We start from the raw sequence: 20545 nt of genomic DNA, 5'->3' as shown, positions 1-20545 counted from the left end.
AATACATGAATACATACGAATTAATCTCAATTGGTCTTTATATGTTGTTGATGGTGCTTATAGGATTTTATTCTTGGCGCAAATCGACGAGTAATTCGGAGGAATTTTTAATTGGAGGGCGCAAGATGGGTGCTGCAGTCACCGCTTTGTCGGCAGGCGCTGCTGACATGAGTGGGTGGTTGCTGATGGGATTGCCTGGTGCAATGTATGCAGCTGGATTATCTAGTTCATGGATTGCCATTGGATTGACGATAGGGGCCTTTTTGAATTACGTATTGGTAGCTCCACGCTTGAGGGTCTATACAGAGGTAGCCAAAAACTCCATTACTTTGCCAGTATTCTTTGAGAATAGATTTCATGACAAAACACAACTGTTGAAGATTGTGTCATCGATTTTTATTTTAGTGTTCTTCACTCTTTATACATCTGCAGGCATGGTCTCTGGAGGAAGATTATTTGAATCTGCCTTTAATATGGATTATTACACCGGACTTTATGTAACAACGTTTGTCGTAGTTCTATACACGTTTTTAGGTGGATTTCTAGCTGTTAGCTTGACGGATTTTGTCCAAGGAACCATTATGGTTACAGCCTTGGTAATTTTACCGATCGTTATGGTTTTTCAAATTGGAAGTTTAGGAGAAACTATGGAAATCATCGAAAATAAAAATCCAACATATCTTAACTTGTTTACAGGTACTACCACCATTTCCATCATATCTTTATTAGCTTGGGGCTTGGGATACTTTGGTCAGCCACATATTCTAGTTCGTTTTATGGCCATTGACAGCGTTAAAGATATTTCAAAGGCAAGGAATATTGGTATCAGCTGGATGATTTTTACTGTGGGTGGTGCTATGTTGGTTGGTCTATTTGGTATTGCATATCTTGCAAAATTTGATGCAGAGACAATGACAAAATTTGATGGTTCAAAAGCTTTAGCAGAGACGATTTTTATCTATGTTTCGAGAGTTTTGTTTCATCCATTAATTGGTGGGTTTTTATTGTCAGCAATATTAGCCGCTGTTATGAGTACCATTTCATCTCAATTATTGGTTACATCAAGTTCTATGACTGAAGATATTTATCGTGCATTTTTTAATAGACAAGCTTCAGCAAAGACGATGTTAATGGTTAGCAGAGTGTCCGTTCTTATCGTTGCTGTCATTGCTTTATTACTTTCCTTGACTCCAAAGGATAGCATCTTGAATTTAGTTGGAAATGCTTGGGCAGGATTTGGAGCAGCCTTTGGTCCATTGATCTTATTGTCTTTACTTTGGAAGAGGACAACTGCGATGGGAGGGCTATTAGGCATGATAGTAGGGGGTGCAACCGTTTTATTGTGGGTTTATCTTCCGCATGACCACAAAGATGTTTATGAAATGATTCCGGGTTTTATATTGGGTTTCTTAACGATCGTGATTGTTTCATTGCTATTGAAACCGGTATCTAAGGAAGTACAAGATGAATTTGATGAAGTCGCAAAAATTGTGAAGTCATAAAAAATAGCCGCTAATTTTTTAGCGGCTATTTCTTTATAAGTTATTTTAATTATATCACAGGAGTTACGGTATAACCTTTATCTTTCAATAATTGTATAACTCCATTTTTACCCAATAAGTGAGCAGCACCTACCGCAAAGAATACGGAGTTATTATTCATCATTTCAGGCATTTTATTCAACCATTCTTTGTTTCTTTTAGTCAGCATCAATTCTTCTTTTTCCGGACTCATGGTTGAAGTTTTAGCCATTAAGTCTTCTAACTCTTTAGGTTGGTTGTTGAAGTAAGCAGCGACTAATTTTTTAGTTTCCGCTTTCATGATATCCATATCTCTCAAGTAAGTATATAAATCTTCAGCTTTAAAGAATTCGTTCATTAAGTTAATTTGGTATTCCGCTGTTTCCAGTTCATCTACAGGTTTACCTTCAGCACCCTCTAATTTTAATAATTCCAATTCCATAGATTTCATAGCTGCGGGATCCTGGCATTCGAAAGCCTGCATAGATAGCAACGAAACTAGTACAGCAGGGCCGACTTGATCTAACATAGCTGGGTTTAAGTTTTTAGCTGTCAAAACGCTATCAATCAATTTCTTTTTTTCTGGTGCTAGACCATCAAAAAAACCAGGGACAGGGCCGATGTTAGCCTGAAGCGCCTTCACAGTTTCAGGATTATTGGCGTTTAATTCCAAGGCAATCCTATCAGTCCCTTTGATAGCTTCCTTTATTTTATCATCAATTCTAAAATCAGGACCACATGCCATATGTAATGTTCCCAAAACATAAGAATCTTTCTTTAAACCATTTCCTGAAACTTTCCATAAAAAAGTATTGGTGTCTTGTGCGAATACTGCAATAGCCATTAAAATAGCAACTACAGATAGAATGTATTTTTTCATATTAATAGTTTTTAATCACATAGTAAGTATATGCTCGATTGAAATCGTTACAAAAAATATGCAATTATTTTAATTTACCTTTTGTTGATGACAATTTCAGGGACCGTTACTTTTATCCTACTTGGATGGTTTTTGTCAAAATACAATCTGTGGGTATTCTTAATAAAGTCTTCTTTTTTAGCTTGATAGATGTCCATAAACTGATTAGGATTTCTATCAGCTAGAGGGAACCAAGTATGTTGTATTTGAACCATAAATTTGTGACCTTTTTTAAAAACATGGGCGACATCCGGTAGGGTAATTTTAACTGGAGTGATTTCATTTGGTTTAAAGGGTTCTGGATTACTAAAGCTATTTCTGAATTTGCCACGTAGAATTTCTCCTCTGACCAACATTTGATAATTGGCCATTACAATCTTTTCATCAATTGGGGAGGTGGCAGCGGACGTATCTGGATATACATCAATTATTTTTACAATAAAATCTGCATCAGTTCCAGTCATGGAAACATTTAATTCTGCTGTTATTGGTCCTGATAACATGAGGTCATCTTCTAGAGGTTCTGTTTCAAACACCAATACATCAGGTCTGTTAGCGACAAATCGCTGGTCAGCAACCATGTATTCTCTAGTTCTATTTTCGATTATCCCTTCTTGAAAAGGAACTGGTTTATTGGGATCACTCGTATATTCTGTGAAAGATTCAGTTTCTGATATTGGGGACATGGAAATTTGCCCATTCTCATTTAAAAATAAATCAACCTCTTCCGCGTTTTTGGGTGGCCATTGATCAAACGAATGCCACTCATTAAATCCTGAGAAGAAAACATTTGCTTCAGCTGGATTAAAAGAGCCTTCCCCTTTTAGGTAATAATCAAAGAAAGGTTCTTCAAATTTCTTTTGGTAATCCAAGCTTGTTTTCTGTCCGAATCTGATGTCACCAAAGGAATCTCCTTCCGAGCGAACCCATCCACCATGGAACCAAGGGCCCATAACAAGGATTGAATTGTTCTTTTTATTTCTTTTTTCAATCTGTTTGTAGGTTTCAAATGCACCATAGGTGTCCTCGGCATCAAATAATCCTCCGACAACCATTACAGCTGGTTTGACATCATTCAAATGATTGGTAATCGTTCTTGCTGTCCAAAAGGTATCCAAGGTGCTGTGTTTTGCTAAATTGTCCCAAAACTTGACGGTATGGTTCAGGTATTTATCTTTTAACCCAGAAAGGGTAGGGTTGTCCATAAAAAATTTTGCATAATCTTTGGAAGGAAGGTCAAAACCTTTGGGTCCTTTCTCATTGGTTATAGGATTTGGTCTTGGCGCATCAAATGTATACATGAAACGGAACGCATCCATCAAGAAAAGTGCACCTCCATGGTGAAAATCATCTCCGATAAACCAATCAGTTACTGGCGCTTGTGGGGAAACAGCTTTAAGTGCAGGGTGACTTCCTATCAAACCTGCAGTTGAATAAAAACCCGGATAGGAGATACCATACATCCCAACCTTACCATTATTACCTTTCAAGTTTTTGACCAGCCAATCAATAGTGTCATACGTATCGGTACTTTCATCGATTGATTGTTTGTTCTCTTTAGTTTTAGTAGGTCTGATATCCTCAAATGTTCCTTCGCTCATCCATTTGCCACGGACATCCTGATAAACAAAGATGTAGCCTTTTTTCATCATTTCAGGGAAGTTGCCCAAACTTGCTTTGAATTTGTCTTGACCATAAGGAGCTACGGTATAAGGTGTGCGGTTTAACAAGATGGGATATTTTTTGGATTTATCTTTAGGGGTGTAAATTGAGGTGAACAAGCGAGTGCCATCGCGCATGGTTATGTATTGTTCTACTTTGTCATAGTTTTGCTTTACATAATCAGCATTAGCATCTTGACCATTACTATGTGCTGCAAAAAAAATGAATAGGATACAAAGTATGAATAGTCTTTTCATTTGGATATGGTTTTTATTTTAGATTAATCATGATAAAGTTATGCTTTTTTTGATAACTTCGATTAACAAAAAACATGAATGATATGAGCATTAAAGAAGGGTTTTTAGTTGAATTAGAGCGTGAAACTAATAATACAAGAAGAATATTGGATCGTTTGAAGGATGAGGATTTGTCCTTCAGGCCGCATGAGAAATCTATGTCCTTGGGAAGTTTGGCGGGTCACATTGTGGATTTGCACAATTGGATTTCGGACGCATTGACAAAAAATGATTTCAATCTTGCCACAGATTTTAAACCACTTAAACCTACCCGTGTTTCTGAACTTAAAGAAGCATTGGATGAAGGATACAAAAGAAACGAAAAGACGATAGACACTTTTCCTGAAGAAGAATGGTTTACGAGTTGGACAATGCGAGTAGATAATTATGTAATAGCAGAAATGCCGAAATTAGGTGCATTACGTTTCGTTATTAATAACCATTTGATCCATCACCGCGGTCAATTGACGGTGTATTTACGTTTGTTGGATATCCCGGTACCAGGCATGTACGGTCCATCAGCTGATGAGAAGAAATAAATAAAAATTCTATTATTTATATAGCCAGGTTTTTAAAATCTGGCTATTTTTATTTGTTGATTTTTAGGTGTTTACAAAATATTTCAATTTTTTTTAAATTTCCATGTAATAGATTGGCAGTGCAATCTGTCTTGTTATTAAATAAGCGATTATATGATGAACCAAGAGACCTTTAAAAATACGGTATTTATCCTTAAGGATAAGCTTTACCGATTTGCAAATAGGTTTTTGGAACATCAGGAAGACGCTTACGATCTGGTACAAGAAGTTATGTTGAAACTGTGGGAGCAGCGGGGTCAATTGGAACAGTTGAAAAACATAGAAGCTTTTTCCATGCAAATGGTTAGGAACATGGCGTACAATAGGATTGATAAAATGGGCAGGCAAGCGAAGTACATTCAGCAATTGCCTCCCGATATTCAAGCTGAAAAGTACCCTTCCTTGACTAAAGAGTTAATCTTGAAGATGATCGATGAACTTCCAGAAAAGCAGAGATTGGTGATGTATTTACGGGACGTCGAAGAGTACGAGATTGGAGACATTGCTGAGATGGCAGGATTGGAGGAAAATGCAGTTCGGGTTAATTTATCAAGGGCCAGAACGACAGTTAGAGTAAACTTAACAAAGGTTTTTGACTATGAAAAGAGAAGAATTGGATAAGCTGAGGATGAAGTACCTAGAAGGTCAAACTTCAATTGAAGAGGAACGCCGGTTGAAGTCACTAGAAGAAGATGAATTCTTCAGTGCATTGAATGAACCGGAGGAGAAGATGGACTGGAGTTTTGAATCCTTTTTGGAACAAGCCGAAGAAGAATCTCCTAAAAAGAAGATTGTTCCGATTTCTCGAAGGATCATTATGATTACCAGTATTGCTGCAGCAGTATTAATGGGATTCTTTGTGATTCGTCAAATGGTTGAGAACAGAGTTTCGAATTCAGATTTATTGAGCAAAGAAGTAGGGCATGAAGTTGCGCCTATGATTGCACACCAAGAAGTTGGTGCGCAGGCGTTAAATGTTGAAAGACCAAAAGAGGAGCCACAAGCGGTTGTTGTAGAGAAAGAGGTGTCTAAATACGTTCCGAAAAAAGATGCTCGGAAAACGGTTCAAATGGCTTCTATGAGTGATCGTACAGTCAACAAGGAGGAGCCTGTTAAAGTTACCCATGCCTTGGAAGATGAATTGTATGTTGAGATCAATGGAGTCAGAATCTATGATGAAGAGAAAGCATTAGAAGTTACTGAAACAGCATTGCATCTGGCGACATCAAATCTGAAAAAAGGAATGGAAGGAGTTGAAAACATTAAGTACCTAAAAATTGAAATTTAAACAAATGAAAGCTATGAAAACGTTCATGTTAATAATCAGCCTGTTTGTGGCGAGCATGGCACAAGCACAAATTTCCAAATTGGACCAAATATTTGAACAATATAAAGAACAGAAAGGTGTCACCTCTATTAAGATCGGTAAGCCCATGTTTAAAATGTTGAACAAAATGAAAATCAACGATGCTGATGTGGAGACCATCAAGCCACTTTTGAGCAAGATCAATTCTATCAAGATGCTAGTTTTTGAAGATGCAGGGTCAGATATTCAGAATCAAGTAAGTTCCGCTATTGGGAATTTGAATTATGAGGAGCTGTTGGTTGTAAATTCTGATGGAAACAAAATCAGGTTCTTGGCGGAAAATACTGACGGTGACTTTTTAAGCAACTTGTTGTTGAGTATAAACTCAGAAGAAGAGACTGTTTTTATGATCTTGGATGGAGCATTGAAATATGATGACATCAACACTTTAGTAAATAATAACTAAGTATTCAAAGAATTAAACCTATAAAATTATGAAACGTATAATCGGAATTATTTGTGCAGCAATATTATTGATAAACATGCAAAGTTGCATGGTGAAAAGAGGGGCGAACATGGACTTTGCGAAAGGAGCTGATCTTCCTAAGGATGCTGAGATCGTATCCATCAGAGTTCCTGGTATACTCATGAAAGCTTTCCTGCGCGGAGAGATCAAAGAATTGAAGGAGGATGATCCAGTATTGGCAATGGCATTGAAAAAGATCAAAAAAATTAAATTGATGGCAGTGTCGGGAAATGGACAGACTCAATTATATGATAAGTTCAGCAATTACTTGGCAAAGAACGATTTTGAAGAATTGATGAGTATCTACAGTGACGGTTCAAAGATTTCGATCAATACAAGGACCAAAGGAGATAGGATAAAAAATGTAATGTTAGGAATTACAGATGAGGATGATCATGTATTTGTGGACTTGAAATCAGATTTAAATCTGAATGAGTTAAATGAATTGATTGAGCATTATGAGCAAACCCAGTCCGAAAAAGACAAGAAGACTGAGGTTGTAGAAAAATCGTAAACGTTTGTTGTTTAGTTAATATAGAAAAAGCCTGACTCATTTTGAGTCAGGCTTTCTTTATATAATAATGTTGAAAGAATTATTTAGCTAATTCTTCAGCGATTGCTTTTCCGATTTCAGCAGGAGATTCTACTACGCGGATACCACATTCTTCCATGATTTTCATTTTAGCGGCAGCAGTATCGTCAGCACCACCTACGATAGCACCAGCGTGTCCCATACGGCGTCCTGGAGGCGCTGTTTGGCCAGCGATGAATCCTACTACAGGTTTAGTTCCGTTTTCTTTGATCCAACGAGCAGCTTCAGCTTCCATTCCACCACCGATTTCACCGATCATGATGATACCTTTAGTTTCTGGGTCGTTCATCAACAATTCCACAGCTTCTTTAGTTGTAGTTCCGATGATCGGGTCACCACCAATACCGATAGCTGTTGTAATACCTAATCCAGCTTTTACAGTTTGGTCAACTGCTTCATAAGTCAGGGTGCCTGATTTAGAAACTACACCCACAGATCCTTTTTTGAAGATGAAACCTGGCATAATACCGATTTTAGCTTCTTCTGCCGTGATGATACCAGGACAGTTAGGTCCGATTAAGCGTGAATTTTTGTCGCTCAAGTAAGATTTTACTTGAATCATATCTTTAGTAGGTATACCTTCAGTAATACAAACAATCAAAGCGATACCAGCGGCAGCAGCTTCCATGATTGCGTCAGCAGCGAATGCAGGTGGAACAAAAATAATAGAAACATTTGCGCCTGTAGCATCTACAGCATCTTGAACTGTATTGAATACTGGGCGGTCTAAGTGTGTTTGACCACCTTTACCTGGAGTAACACCACCTACTACGTTTGTACCGTACTCAATCATCTGAGACGCATGATAAGTACCTTCGTTTCCGGTAAAACCTTGAACGATTACTTTGGAATCTTTATTAACTAATACACTCATTTTGTCTTATTTTTTGCAACGCAAATCTACTATTTTGAACTGACTTCTAAAAATCAGAGTGGTAGGTATTTTGTTATTTTTTAATAAACTTAGTTTTATTAATTAAATCCCACAGGACGATACCTATAGTAACAGAAACATTGAACGAATGTTTTGTTCCAAATTGAGGTATTTCCAAGGTGCCATCTGCTAATGCAATAATCTCCTCATCTACGCCATGAACTTCATTTCCAAAGACAACTGCATACTTTTTGTTGGTCAATGGTTGAAATTTTTCCAGGGAAATGCTGTTGTTGGTTTGTTCGATGGCATAAACTTCATAACCTTGTTCTTTCAATTGTTTTACAGCCTCAACACTTTCTTTGACATATGCCCAAGTAACAGATTGTGTAGCCCCTAACGCTGTTTTTTCTATTTCTCGGTGCGGTGGAGTTGCTGTAATTCCACAAAGGACAATTTTGTCTATAGCAAAGGCATCTGCAGTTCGAAATGCCGAACCCACATTGTGCATACTTCTAACATTGTCAAGAACAATGACAAGGGGTGTTTTTTCCTGTGATTTGAATGTGTCTACATCAACTCGATTGAGCTGATCCATGGATAATTTCTGCATCTTGCAAAGATAAGGAATTCGAAAAATTAAAAATGATTTTGAATATTAGATTTTCTGTGTTATTTTTGCAGTCCGAAATAAAGTATAAAAGATTTAAAATATTATATAGCTAAGAGAAATGGCAAATCATAAATCGTCGATCAAAAGAATTAGAGCAAACGCTGCGAAGCGTCTAAGAAACCGTTACCAAGCGAAAACTACACGTAACGCAATCAAGAAATTACGTAACACTACTACAGCAGAAGAAGCTAAAGAATTATTGCCACGCGTGGTATCTATGCTTGATCGTCTTGCTAAGAAAAACGTTATTCACAAGAAAAAAGCTTCTAATAACAAGTCTAAATTGACTAAATTCGTTAATAAATTAGCGTAATTTAAGCTTTTTTAAAAAATATTTTAGGGGTGTTTTAACGACATCCCTTTTCTTGTTTGTGGACTTTTGAGTTTTATAGTTTTCAAACAAAAATAAAAAAGGCTAAGAAGAAATTCTTAGCCTTTTTATATTATATTAAACATTTCTTATTTATTCAGGATTGATTTAACGACCTGATCTAATTTTTGTTTATCTCCTTTATAGGATTCCAAATCATAAAGCTCAACTTTTCTGAAATCTATAGGATGGCTCTCGCTTTGCAAATAAATAAATCCTTTATCCAATAATTTGCCATCTTGTTTAACTTTTGGATCAACAGGGTCTACATTTCCGCCTCCAATTTGCGGTTTATTGTATTGAAGAACTACTTGACCATCCAATACATGTTGTATTAATGAATCTCCTAGGACAACAAATTCTGCAGTTACCCATTGGTCTCCATGGTAAGTTTTTGATTTTGAACTTAAACAATGCGGAGTAAACAATTTGTCATCAATGACCACGTTTGTTCCTGGTGTACACAGATTTGAAGTTGTTCTTTCATCTTTTCCGTTTCCTCCCAATAGCTGACCTTCAATGGATATAGGGAAATCTTGGTCTTTCAGCATTGTTTTGGGATCTTGACCATGTAGCATTGCTCCGCTGTTGGCCCAGGCCCAACCTTCACCACCTTTGGTTTGTTCATCAACAAACCTATACTCCAATCTTAGCACATAGTAACCGTAAGGATTGTTGTATGCAAGGTGTCCATATTGTTGGTTAAAATCGACATATCCATCATAACGTACTTTTAGGAGTCCATCTTCGACTCTAAATGTATTAGCGTAATTGTCGCCTACTTCATGCAATCTAATTTTAGGAGTCCAATCTTTGATATCATTTCCATTAAACAATTGAATAGGTTTAGGGGTTTTAACGGTTGTTTTTTGGTTGACTTGAGAAGTTGCTGAACAAGAGAACAGGGTTCCCAACAGCAAGCCGGCGATAATGGTCTTAAAGTTCATGAATAAGGGATTATAATAGTAAATTTCGGTTTTTAACGTATTCACTTGGGCGGACTCCGATAACCTTATTAAAGGTGTTGCTAAACGTTGGGAGACTATTGTATCCAACCCTCAGAGCTACTTCGTTGACACTCAACTTGTCATCTAAAAGGAGCTTTAAGGATGTCAGCATTCTTAATATGGTGAAATATTGGATATAGGACATCGCGAGTTCCTTCTGAAACAGTCTTGCCAAAGTTCTTTCAGATATATCGAAATGCTCAGCTAGACTTTTGAAGCTTATATTTTCCGCAATATTTTGCTCTAGGTAAGTAATGATCTGTTTTAACTTTTCATTCTTTGGATAGGGAAGTGCAAGTGGTAATTCAGTCTGTGAAAGTTCTGGTAATATTAGTTTGAATGCTTTCGCGATTGAATATCTTGGTTCCTCTTCTGGGAAGATGTTTCCATTCCATCGATTTGTAAACATGATCAATTCGATCAGCAAATCGTTGACAGGGTAGATGTTGACCTTGTCGAAGAATTCTGTATCAGTTTCATATTTCGGAAAATACAGATTTCTCATGACAACTTCTGGACTGCTCGGATGTATACTGTGTTTTACATAAGGTGGAATCCAGATATAATGTCTAGCTGGGAGGAAATAAGATTTTTCAGCAGTTTTCAAGAAAACTACACCGCCCTCAGTGTAAAGGAATTGCCCTTTTTTATGGCTATGTTCAGTAACGGATTCGCCCATTACTGCATGATGACAGTAGATACTGTTGTCGTATGTATCAACTTCTGTCAAATAGTATTTATCAATATATTCCTTTTGCATTCAAAATAAGGCGTTAATGTGGCATAAATTTCCTGTTTTTATTTGATAAAAGCAAAAGCGACAAGTCTAGCCTGGCATATTTGTGAGTGATTGCATACCATTTTTACAATTAAATAAAAAAAAGTACAATCCATCTTTTGGATTTTATTGCATTTCATCTAATTTCATGGCAGCATAAAATCACCTAGAGCTGCACACACCTATGTTTTATACAATTGTTGAGATTTGGATGTAGTAAGTAACCGGTTACTTTTAATTTTTGATTTGAAAGTAACTGGCTATAATGGATAATTTTATAAATAAAATATTGATTAATATTGCCACACTCTTTTAGAGAAAATAGAAACTCACTGATATGATGGACAGAATTCGTCTTGAAAGACTTAAAGACAAAGTAACTACTGCCGAGGAGGCTGTCAAATTAATAGAAGATGGTATGGTTGTAGGTTCCAGCGGATTTACCAAAGCTGGAGATAGTAAGGTAATATTACCTGCCTTAGCCGAACGTGCCAAGAAAGAAGATATTAAAATTACCCTTATGACGGGTGCTTCCTTAGGTCATGGTACTGACGGGAAATTAGCAGAAGCTGGTGCTTTAAAGAAAAGGATGCCTTTTCAAGTAGATCCGGTTTTAAGAAATAAGATCAACAACGGCGAAGTACTTTTTATCGATCAGCATTTAAGCGAGAGCGCAGAGCTGTTGCACAATAAAAATCTTCCAGATGTTGATATTGCTGTTTTAGAAGTCGCTTATATTGATCGAGATGGAAGCATAGTACCTACTACTTCTGTTGGTAATTCAGTAACCTTTGCATCTTTAGCAAAGAAAGTAATTTTGGAAATCAACACCTCAGTTCACGAAAATGTGTATGGAATCCATGATATTTATCAAGCTGAGGACTATCCTCATCGAAATGTAATACCTATTGTTGCACCTTGGAATAAGATTGGAAGAAAATCAATTCCTTTAAATCCGGATAAGGTTGCCGCGATCGTATTTACTAATCAGCATGACAGTCCAGCTGATATTGCTCCACCAGATGAGAAAACAACCAAGATAGCAGAGCATATCCTTGAGTTCTTTGAAGAGGAGGTTAATCTAGGGCACTTGACAGATCGATTGCTACCTATACAGGCAGGTATCGGCAAAGTTGCCAATGCTGTTTTGACAGGGTTCCTGCACAGTAATTTTTATGATCTAACGATGTTCTCAGAAGTGTTGCAAGATTCAGCATTTGATTTAATGGATGCTGGTAAATTAAGTTTTGCTTCTGCTTCTTCAGTTACTGTATCCAAGGAATGTTATGATCGAGTATTCGATAACCTTCAGAAATATCGCGACAAGTTTGTCCTTCGTCCACAGAACATATCTAATACACCAGGTTTGATTCGCAGATTAGGTATTATTGCCATCAATACTGCGATAGAATTTGATATTTATGGCAATGTAAATTCGACTCATATCGGAGGAACTAAGATCATGAATGGAATCGGAGGTTCTGGGGATTTTGCGAGAAATGCTTACCTAAGTATTTTCGTAACACAAGCAGCATCCAAGGATAATAAAATATCTCATATTCTTCCTATGGTTTCACATACCGACCATACGGAACATGATGTTGACATATTGGTTACGGATATTGGTTTAGCAGATTTGCGCGGCTTGGCACCTCGAGAGAGAGCACAGAAGATTATTGACAACTGTGTTCACCCTGATTACAAAGAGGAATTACAATCTTACTTTGACCGTGCTTGCGAGCGTGGCGGGCATACCCCTCATTTATTGGAAGAAGCCTTTAGTTGGCATATCCGATTTAATGAGACGGGCAGTATGAAGAAATAAAAAAAAGAAAGGTTGTACCCAAATTTTCAGGTACAACCTTTTTAAATTAACGTAACAATGTAAATGGATTAATTCATGGAACGTCAATACTTTTTACCTTATCTGTTTCTTCCAGGTAGGTAGATTTGGAAACCTACAGCTACACCTAGACCAGATTGTTTACCCAAATCAGAACTGATGTTTGCTTTAGAGTAGTTGTATCCAGCCATTACTTCAAGAGCTACTGTCTGAGTAATAAAGTGGGCATAACCAGCATTCAATCCTAGGTTCAATGATACGTTATCACCGGCAGAACTACCACCGATACCAATATCACCTTGACCAAAGAAACGTCCAGTTGCGCTTGCACCTCCTGGGAAGTAGTAACGCACAAATGGCGCAATACCATAACCCCATTCATTACTTGAACCTGTTTCTCCATCAGAAGTTCTGAAGCTTAAGTTAGCTTGTGCACCGATAGCTACACCATCAGAAACAAAATAACCCGCTCTTGGATTCACTTGAATGTTGAAAGATTCTGACTCAAAGCTATATCCCAAACTTCCTACAGATCCACCGATCATCCAGTTTCCTTGTCTAATTGGAGCCATTCCAACATCCGCAGATGATTGTGGAACAGTTTTTACCTCTACTTGGGCAGAGCTATAAGTAATAAAGCCAATCGATAAGGCTAATGTTAGTAGTAAATTTTTCATAATGCTCTTATATTTATTCATTTAATTAATGAACAAGATATGGCTAAAATTGTTTTCGTTTTGGAATAAAAATAACAATTGTAGTAAATGACTTACAAAAAAATAACCCTGTCTTAATTGAATAAAACAGGGCTTATATTTTAAAAGAAATTCCCGTCTAATTGATGAATGGAGATTCTAAATTTCTTTTCTTGATATAAAAATCCAAAGCTTTCCATGCTTCGAAAGGTCTGTCGGTAGAAAGCACGTCAGCACCTCTGACGATAAAATCTGCATAAAGCTGATATCCGGCTCTTTCTGCAGAACGGTCCAAGTTACCAATCGTTCCTAAAATTGATTTTATACCATGTTGTCTCAATACGGAATACACGGTAGAATCAGGTTCGCTGGTTCCTACAAATGCGATCAACCTCGTATCAGGGATACCCAGTTCGCTTAATCGCGTTAAGTCATCTGCTTTTTTTATGGTTGCTGATATCATTATATCAGGTGCCAATCTGTTTACAACTTCGGCTTGGTTTGCAGAGTAGGTAATAATTATGCTGTTAGATTCTGCTTTGTTATTTCTGATCGATTCGATGACTTTTTCGTATGGAACCGACCTCTTTACATCCAAAGTATAGATTACTCTTCCAATGCCCCATTTCAAGGCTTCTTCGAGCGTAGGGATTTTATATGGAGTTACTTGACCATTATTGTCTTTTAAATAAAGTTCCTGTAATTCGGCATATGTTTTCTTGGATAATTTTCCTTTGCCGGTGGTTGTCCTGTCCAATGTTTCGTCATGCATTAAGACCAGGACTGAATCTTTGGTCATTGCAATATCGCATTCAATTATGGCAGGCATTTTACGAGCTACTTCCGCAAATGTTGGGATAGCATTTTCAGGAAATCCATCACTCGGACCACCTCTATGTGCACTGATCAGCGGGTAAGAATTTTCATTATAAGTCAAGAATTGATACAAGTCGTCCGCCGTCTTCAAGTTGAAGACTTGATCAACCGCAGGCATATTGTTGACATTCGAAGAACTATTTGTTCTAAAACATGAAGAAAAAGCAATAAGAATAATAAGACTAAAAATTGTCTGGATGGAAACTCTATTGTTCATGAATTTGAATATTTGCTTTTACTAAAGAAACTAAATCTTCTAAGGGAGTGTTGATCTGATCCACCAAGATATGAGCCTTATCATAAAAAGGGCTTCTTTCCTCAAGTTTGCTTTCGATAAATTGAAGTAATTCTTCTCCTGTGAATCCTTTTAACGCTGGTCTTTTATTAACGTCAGATTGACTGAGTCTATTCCATAAAGATTTTGGGCTATGTTTTAAATAGAGAACTGTTCCATTATTCAACAACCACTCCATATTGTCAAAATAACATGGAGTACCTCCTCCTGTGGATATGATACTGGCTTTTCCATGTTGTTTTTGAAGTACTTCACGTTCGATTTCCCTGAATTTTTCTTCACCATGTTTGGCAAAATATTCAGGAATACTCATTCCTATGCTGTCCACAATCTCATGGTCCAGATCCACAAATGGAAGTTCTAGAGCATTTGCCAATTTCTTTCCCCAAGTGGTCTTCCCACTTCCCATAAATCCAATCAAAAAAACTGGTCTTTGAATCATTCTATCTTATCTAGATATTTAGTTATTAACTCATGTTTGCTAGGAAAATTATGTGGAGACCATTTTTTCACAACATTTCCATTTAACATCAACATTACGCCTGGATTTGCGCGAACCATGCTTTTTAATGGAACTGCATCCACAGAGAAGGTTTCCAATACTAATTCCATCTGATCATTGAGGTAATTTACTTCATCTGCTGAGGAGGCAGTTGCTAGGATTGCCCTAATATTATAATCGGCAGAAAGATCTCTAATTGTAGTATTGATTCTGTCGAGAGCAGCCAAATCAAATGGTGACATTTTTTTAAGATCTGTACTTACAACGATAAAATTATAATATGGATTATTGATGATTTCTTCAGTAACATTATTGCCATCCATATCCGAAATGATAAGATCTGGGATCTTTAGTTCATATCCTTTTTTTACCAATCTGGTTTGAGGTTCGCCTACAACTTCCCAGTTTTCGTCTTCCCAAAGTTTTTGTCCCATATACTCCTTATCTGTAACTTTTTTTGTTTCAGATGTAGTTTTATTTTTCAATTCATAAATGTGCTCAAATACATCGGGTTCTGCCCCTTCTGGCACTTTCATCAATGCAGGGATGTTGTTTCCTTCTTTGTAGGGTAGAAAATCAATTATAGGCAAGAAATAGTAAGTATATATACCAGCACCAAATGATGCAAGAATAATAAATGCTGCTAATAGATTTCTAGTGAAAAGACTTCTAATGAATGGTTTGATTTGATCTCTTTTGATAAATATATATACGATCAAAATCAATAGGACTAAATCTTTTATAAAGGACTGCCATGGAGTCAATGGTATTGCATCACCAAAGCATCCACAAGATTTAACGACCTCGAAGAATGCTGAATAAAATGTGAGGAAGGTAAAAAACACGATAAGGATCAATAATCCCCATGCTACTTTTTTACCTGCAATACCGAGGATCAATAATGCTCCCAGAATAATTTCAAGAGCACATAGGAAAATTGCGATCCAAGTGGCATAGTCATTTAAAAATCCTAGGTTCAAAACATGGAAATACTCTTGGAGCTTATATCCAAAACCCATGGGGTCATTTGCCTTTATCAATCCGGAGAAGATAAACAGCAGACCAACTAGAATTCTAGCAATCCATAATAAAGCATTAGGTTTGGGTTGTTGTGTTTGGATATAGCTTTGTGTATACGTCATGGTTATAAATTATTTTGCTAAGCCTAATTTGATTAATGCAAAAACCGCATAATTTAGCATGTCTTGATAATTTGCTTGCAATCCTTCTGATACTAGTGTTTGACCGTTGTTGTCCTCAATCTGTTTAACCCTGTGCAACTTCATCAGGATCAAATCTGTCATAGAAGAGACGCGCATATCACGCCAAGCTTCGCCATAATCGTGGTTTTTGGCAAACATAAGATCTCTAGTCTGATTTACTTTTTCGGAATATTTCTCTTCAACAATTTTAGGGTCTAGGTTTTCGTTTTCAGTATTTCCGAAGTCCAATTGCATGAGTGCGATGACACAATAATTGATGATTCCTATAAATTCATCAACGACACCTTCGCCAACTTTAGATTCTTTTTTTTCTTCCAGAGAACGGATACGAGCGGCTTTAATATAGATCTGGTCAGTTAAAGAACTTAATCGTAAAATTCGCCAAGCAGTACCATAGTCTTTGGTTTTTTTGATAAATAATTCTTGACAGATGCTTATAATACGATTGTATTCAGTGTTTGTATCCATAAATTGATTTTGCATTATTGTATGACTCTCACAAATATAGCTAGAATATCATTAACCTTTCAGTCACATTGATGTACAATTTCTTCGAAATTCAATATTTATTGAGTCATTCAATTAACTTTGAACTATGCAATATCCAATGTTCCATACCTTGGACTATCTGAAAAACGGAAGCGAAATTCAAAGAAAATCTTTCAATCTATTGAAGGAGTATATGGTTTTTGAACATCTGTCTGAGTATAATCCCATTTTAATTGGAACAATTCCGATTGATATTGCACTTGAGGAGAGCGATCTAGATATTGCATGTGAGGTTTATGATTTGAAAGAATTTGAAAAGAATTGTCTAAAACACTTCGGAATTCACAAAGAATATAACTTTAAAATCAAAACTCTACGTGGAAAAGAAGTTGGAATTGTTAACTTTAAAATTGCTGATATGCGGGTTGAGTTATATGCAGAAGGCGCTTTCGTAACTGAGCAATATGGATATAAGCATATGGTGAAAGAACATCATTTGCTTATTCAATTTGGCCAAGTGTTCAAAACAGAAATTCTGAGGCTTAAAGCGCAAGGAATTAAGACTGAAGCTGCATTTGCCCATTTGCTAAATCTAGAAGGAGACCCGTATGAAAGCTTATTGACTTTTAATAATTTAACAGATGCTGGAGATAAAAAGTCCTGAGATACGGGAAGTTGAGATTACCCGCTATATTCAACCTTTTCGGGAGGGTGGATCTTTACCTGGTTTGGTGGATGCCGATGATGGATTTAGTTATGTCATAAAATTCAGAGGGGCAGGTCAAGGCAAAAAGGCATTGGTTGCCGAATTTATTGGTGGAGAATTGGCTAGATTTTTAGGATTGCGAGTTCCCGAGATGGTTTATGCCAATTTGGATGAGGGGTTTGGAAGAACTGAGCCCGATGAAGAAATCCAAGATTTATTGAAATTTTCCGTAGGCAAGAACCTTGGGGTTAGTTTCCTGAATGGAGCAATAACCTTTGATGCGAATGTGGATGACATATCTGCAGAGGAGGCATCAAAAATTGTATGGTTGGATGGTTTATTGATGAATGTTGATAGGACCGTTAAAAACACCAATATGTTGATTTGGCATAAGGAATTATGGCTTATTGATCATGGTGCAGCTCTATACTTCCACCATAATTGGGATAATTGGGAAGATACGGTCTTAAAACCTTTTGTTCAGATTAAGGACCATGTTTTATTATCGAAGGCTAGTGTTGTCGATAAAATTGATGCAGACTACAAGAGTATGTTCAGCCGCCAAAACATCAGAAAAGTATTGGATGCCATTCCTGATGAATGGTTGATAGATGAGGTGAGAGGGCTTGACGCTGAACAGGTAAGAGAAGTTTATGTAGAGTTTATTGGAAAAAGGGCTGAAAATTCTGAGGTCTTTGTAAATCAGATTCAAAATGCACGATAGAACTTTATATGAATATGCTGTTGTAAGGTTAGTTCCACGTGTAGAACGGGAGGAATTTGTGAATATTGGGGTTTTACTTTACTGTAGAAAGCAGCGTTATGCTGATATATTGTACCATATAGATCAAGAACGATGTTCCTTATTGAGTCCTGAGATTGATTTTGAACAGATTCTAGGTCATCTGGATTCGATGAAACAAGTATGCTTGGGCACTAAGGCCGGCGGAGCCCTGGCTACATTAGATCAAACTGAAAGGTTCCGATGGTTAACCGCGAAACGAAGCACTTTAATCCAGTGTTCATCAGTACATCCGGGCTTATGTGTCGATGCCAAAGAAACCCATCAGGAGTTATTCAAGAAATTAGTGCTATAATTAAATTCAACTTTAAACCGTTTACCTATTAATAATGGAGGATTTTTATCAACATATCTATCAAAAGCAACAAGCTGTTCAAGATATGCCCAGCAACAAAGCAATTGCGCAATGGGCAGTAGGATTGCTGCACCTTTTGTTTCCGGAGCGAAACTCCAAGACTTTTCATACTGTCCAGGAAATAGAGGACGCATTTAAACAATCTGAGGCTGATTTATACTTATTGTTGTTTAAAACCAAAGCATGTTCAAGTTGTAATATCAAGAAAATCTCGGAGCAGTTTTTCACCAATCTTCCATCTATTTACGAGAGAATGCTAACGGATGCACAGGCGATAATGGACGGCGATCCAGCAGCTCAAAGTTTAAATGAAGTTATTAGAACCTATCCAGGTTTTTTGGCGATTAGTATCTATCGATTGGCAAATGAACTCTGGACTCAAGGAATACCTTTAATTCCTAGAATATTGACTGAATATGCGCATTCTAAAACCGGGATAGATATTCATCCGGGAGCTTTTATTGATGAGTACCTTCACATCGATCATGGTACTGGTATAGTGATTGGAGAAACCACAAGAATTGGCAAGCATGTTAAACTTTATCAAGGTGTAACCTTAGGAGCATTGAGTGTTGAGAAGAACATGGCCAATACGCAAAGACATCCAATCATTGAAGATCATGTTATCATCTATGCTGGTGCTACCATTCTTGGTGGCGAAACTGTTGTAGGTCACCATTCGGTAATTGGCGGGAATGTATGGCTGACAAGTAGTGTTGATCCTTATACAACAGTTTATCACCAACCGAATTCTAAATTTATAGACTCAAAACCTATCATGTAATGGGAAATATAATAGACTTAATTGGCAATACCCCAATGGTTGAAATCAAAGGGTTTCATGATAATCCAAAGGTGAAAATATTTGCAAAATTAGAAGGCAATAATCCTGGTGGATCCGTAAAGGATAGGGCAGCCTTAAATATGATTCGCTCGGCTATGGAACGAGGTGAAATTACTAAGGATACGAAATTGATTGAAGCTACGAGTGGTAATACAGGGATTGCACTGGCTATGATTGCCAGTATGTATGGATTGGAGATCGAATTGGTGATGCCTTCTACTTCTACCAGAGAAAGGACGTTGACTATGGAGGCATTTGGCGGTAAAGTAACTTTGTTGGATAATATGGAGGTCAGCCGCGATTATGCTGAAGAAAAGGCAGCAACCGGAGAGTATTTTATTTTAAATCAATTTTCGAACCCTGATAATTATGAAGCTCATGTAAAGACCACAGGTCCTGAGATATGGCGAGATACGGAAGGTAAAATAACACATTTTGTAAGTGCTATGGGTACAACCGGAACAATTATGGGCTGTTCGATTTATTTGAAAGGGCAAAATCCTGATGTTCAGATTGTGGGTTGTCAACCTACCGAGGAATCTTCTATTCCGGGAATAAGGCGTTGGCCAAAAGAATATCTTCCTAAGATTTTCGATCCCTCCCGAGTGGACCGTGTTATTGATATTGACCAGAAGGATGCGACAGAAAGGGCTAGAGAATTAGCTCGAAAGGAAGGTGTATTTGCTGGAATGAGTTCTGGAGGAGCTTTACATGCCGCTCTCAAAGTAGCCAATGAAATAGACGAAGGTGTTATTGTATTTATTGTTTGTGATAGAGGCGACCGATACCTTAGTTCCGATTTATTCGGTTAATC

General features: G+C 37.2%; 24 protein-coding genes. 13 read left to right on the top strand and 11 right to left on the bottom strand.

The features are described from left to right. Nucleotides 1-5: 5 nt before the first annotated feature. Nucleotides 6-1502 carry a sodium/proline symporter PutP gene (gene putP / locus CRT24_RS14055; protein ID WP_099371844.1) on the top strand — a complete coding sequence of 499 codons (1497 nt, stop codon included), beginning with the start codon at nt 6-8 and terminating at the stop codon, nt 1500-1502. 49 nt (nt 1503-1551) lie between these two features. Here putP and CRT24_RS14050 read toward each other — a convergent pair whose 3' ends face one another. Next, nucleotides 1552-2400, bottom strand: coding sequence for a TraB/GumN family protein (locus CRT24_RS14050; protein WP_099371843.1), 849 nt, complete (start codon nt 2398-2400; stop codon nt 1552-1554). 74 nt (nt 2401-2474) lie between these two features. Next, the gene (locus CRT24_RS14045) at nt 2475-4358 is read right to left on the bottom strand and encodes a CocE/NonD family hydrolase (protein ID WP_099371842.1); all 1884 of its coding nucleotides are present in this window, start codon (nt 4356-4358) and stop codon (nt 2475-2477) included. An 83-nt stretch (nt 4359-4441) separates the two neighbouring features. Between CRT24_RS14045 and CRT24_RS14040 the strand changes: the two genes are divergently transcribed. The 5 genes from CRT24_RS14040 (at nt 4442) to CRT24_RS14020 (ending at nt 7321) form a co-directional block, all read left to right on the top strand. Continuing rightward, nucleotides 4442-4936, top strand: coding sequence for a DinB family protein (locus tag CRT24_RS14040; protein ID WP_099371866.1), 495 nt, complete (start codon nt 4442-4444; stop codon nt 4934-4936). Between the two features lie 153 nt (nt 4937-5089). Further along, complete coding sequence (locus CRT24_RS14035) at nt 5090-5596, top strand: RNA polymerase sigma factor (protein ID WP_099371841.1); 507 nt, start codon at nt 5090-5092, stop codon at nt 5594-5596. After that, nucleotides 5574-6263: a hypothetical protein gene (locus CRT24_RS14030; protein ID WP_099371840.1), complete on the top strand. Its 690-nt coding sequence runs from the start codon at nt 5574-5576 to the stop codon at nt 6261-6263. The genes CRT24_RS14035 and CRT24_RS14030 overlap by 23 nt, the downstream gene beginning before the upstream one ends. Nucleotides 6264-6276: 13 nt before the next feature. Continuing rightward, complete coding sequence (locus tag CRT24_RS14025; RefSeq protein WP_099371865.1) at nt 6277-6747, top strand: DUF4252 domain-containing protein; 471 nt, start codon at nt 6277-6279, stop codon at nt 6745-6747. A gap of 28 nt (nt 6748-6775) precedes the next feature. Next, a complete protein-coding gene (locus CRT24_RS14020) occupies nt 6776-7321 on the top strand; it encodes a DUF4252 domain-containing protein (RefSeq protein ID WP_099371839.1) in 546 nt (181 codons plus the stop codon). A gap of 79 nt (nt 7322-7400) precedes the next feature. On the opposite strand, the gene sucD is transcribed toward CRT24_RS14020, so the two are convergent. Together sucD and CRT24_RS14010 are read right to left on the bottom strand one after the other, a co-directional pair. Next, the gene (gene sucD, locus CRT24_RS14015; RefSeq protein WP_093098465.1) at nt 7401-8273 is read right to left on the bottom strand and encodes a succinate--CoA ligase subunit alpha; all 873 of its coding nucleotides are present in this window, start codon (nt 8271-8273) and stop codon (nt 7401-7403) included. A gap of 73 nt (nt 8274-8346) precedes the next feature. Continuing rightward, nucleotides 8347-8886 (bottom strand): RNA methyltransferase, encoded by a 540-nt coding sequence (locus CRT24_RS14010; RefSeq protein ID WP_099371838.1) that lies wholly within the window; start codon nt 8884-8886, stop codon nt 8347-8349. Nucleotides 8887-9004: 118 nt separating this feature from the next. Between CRT24_RS14010 and rpsT the strand changes: the two genes are divergently transcribed. Continuing rightward, complete coding sequence (gene rpsT / locus CRT24_RS14005) at nt 9005-9259, top strand: 30S ribosomal protein S20 (RefSeq protein WP_099371837.1); 255 nt, start codon at nt 9005-9007, stop codon at nt 9257-9259. A gap of 146 nt (nt 9260-9405) precedes the next feature. On the opposite strand, the gene CRT24_RS14000 is transcribed toward rpsT, so the two are convergent. Then, on the bottom strand, nt 9406-10263 hold the full coding sequence (locus tag CRT24_RS14000; protein ID WP_099371836.1) for a DUF1080 domain-containing protein: 858 nt from the start codon (nt 10261-10263) through the stop codon (nt 9406-9408). 10 nt (nt 10264-10273) lie between these two features. Next, nucleotides 10274-11083 (bottom strand): AraC family transcriptional regulator, encoded by an 810-nt coding sequence (locus tag CRT24_RS13995; RefSeq protein WP_099371835.1) that lies wholly within the window; start codon nt 11081-11083, stop codon nt 10274-10276. A gap of 355 nt (nt 11084-11438) precedes the next feature. Here CRT24_RS13995 and CRT24_RS13990 point away from each other — a divergent pair, with 355 nt between their 5' ends. Beyond that, complete coding sequence (locus CRT24_RS13990) at nt 11439-12926, top strand: succinate CoA transferase (protein ID WP_099371834.1); 1488 nt, start codon at nt 11439-11441, stop codon at nt 12924-12926. 98 nt (nt 12927-13024) lie between these two features. On the opposite strand, the gene CRT24_RS13985 is transcribed toward CRT24_RS13990, so the two are convergent. The 5 genes from CRT24_RS13985 to CRT24_RS13965 form a co-directional block, all read right to left on the bottom strand. After that, entirely contained in the window at nt 13025-13621 is a 597-nt protein-coding gene (locus CRT24_RS13985) for a hypothetical protein (RefSeq protein WP_099371864.1), read from the bottom strand. Between the two features lie 157 nt (nt 13622-13778). Then, the gene (locus tag CRT24_RS13980) at nt 13779-14732 is read right to left on the bottom strand and encodes a glycerophosphodiester phosphodiesterase family protein (RefSeq protein WP_099371833.1); all 954 of its coding nucleotides are present in this window, start codon (nt 14730-14732) and stop codon (nt 13779-13781) included. After that, nucleotides 14722-15252, bottom strand: a complete 531-nt coding sequence (locus CRT24_RS13975; protein WP_257214052.1) for a shikimate kinase — start codon at nt 15250-15252, stop codon at nt 14722-14724. Before CRT24_RS13975 ends, CRT24_RS13980 begins: the two co-directional genes overlap by 11 nt. Further along, the gene (locus CRT24_RS13970) at nt 15249-16454 is read right to left on the bottom strand and encodes a BT_3928 family protein (protein ID WP_099371832.1); all 1206 of its coding nucleotides are present in this window, start codon (nt 16452-16454) and stop codon (nt 15249-15251) included. Before CRT24_RS13970 ends, CRT24_RS13975 begins: the two co-directional genes overlap by 4 nt. 9 nt (nt 16455-16463) lie before the next feature. Next, nucleotides 16464-17003: a DUF1599 domain-containing protein gene (locus tag CRT24_RS13965; RefSeq protein ID WP_099371862.1), complete on the bottom strand. Its 540-nt coding sequence runs from the start codon at nt 17001-17003 to the stop codon at nt 16464-16466. A 127-nt stretch (nt 17004-17130) separates the two neighbouring features. Between CRT24_RS13965 and CRT24_RS13960 the strand changes: the two genes are divergently transcribed. From CRT24_RS13960 to cysM, 5 genes are read left to right on the top strand one after another with little or no spacing between them, the layout of a single operon-like run. After that, nucleotides 17131-17688 carry a DUF4269 domain-containing protein gene (locus CRT24_RS13960; protein WP_099371831.1) on the top strand — a complete coding sequence of 186 codons (558 nt, stop codon included), beginning with the start codon at nt 17131-17133 and terminating at the stop codon, nt 17686-17688. Further along, the gene (locus CRT24_RS13955) at nt 17666-18454 is read left to right on the top strand and encodes a HipA family kinase (protein WP_180269142.1); all 789 of its coding nucleotides are present in this window, start codon (nt 17666-17668) and stop codon (nt 18452-18454) included. The genes CRT24_RS13960 and CRT24_RS13955 overlap by 23 nt, the downstream gene beginning before the upstream one ends. Further along, nucleotides 18444-18827, top strand: coding sequence for a DUF3037 domain-containing protein (locus CRT24_RS13950; protein ID WP_099371830.1), 384 nt, complete (start codon nt 18444-18446; stop codon nt 18825-18827). The genes CRT24_RS13955 and CRT24_RS13950 overlap by 11 nt, the downstream gene beginning before the upstream one ends. Before the next feature lie 34 nt (nt 18828-18861). Continuing rightward, entirely contained in the window at nt 18862-19671 is an 810-nt protein-coding gene (locus CRT24_RS13945; protein WP_099371829.1) for a serine O-acetyltransferase, read from the top strand. Next, nucleotides 19671-20543: a cysteine synthase CysM gene (gene cysM / locus CRT24_RS13940; protein ID WP_099371828.1), complete on the top strand. Its 873-nt coding sequence runs from the start codon at nt 19671-19673 to the stop codon at nt 20541-20543. Before CRT24_RS13945 ends, cysM begins: the two co-directional genes overlap by 1 nt. The last annotated feature ends 2 nt before the right edge of the window (nt 20544-20545 follow it).

This window comes from Sphingobacterium sp. 1.A.5 (assembly GCF_002734235.1).
Lineage (GTDB): Bacteria > Bacteroidota > Bacteroidia > Sphingobacteriales > Sphingobacteriaceae > Sphingobacterium > Sphingobacterium daejeonense.
This window is presented reverse-complemented; position numbering and strand designations above follow the sequence as displayed.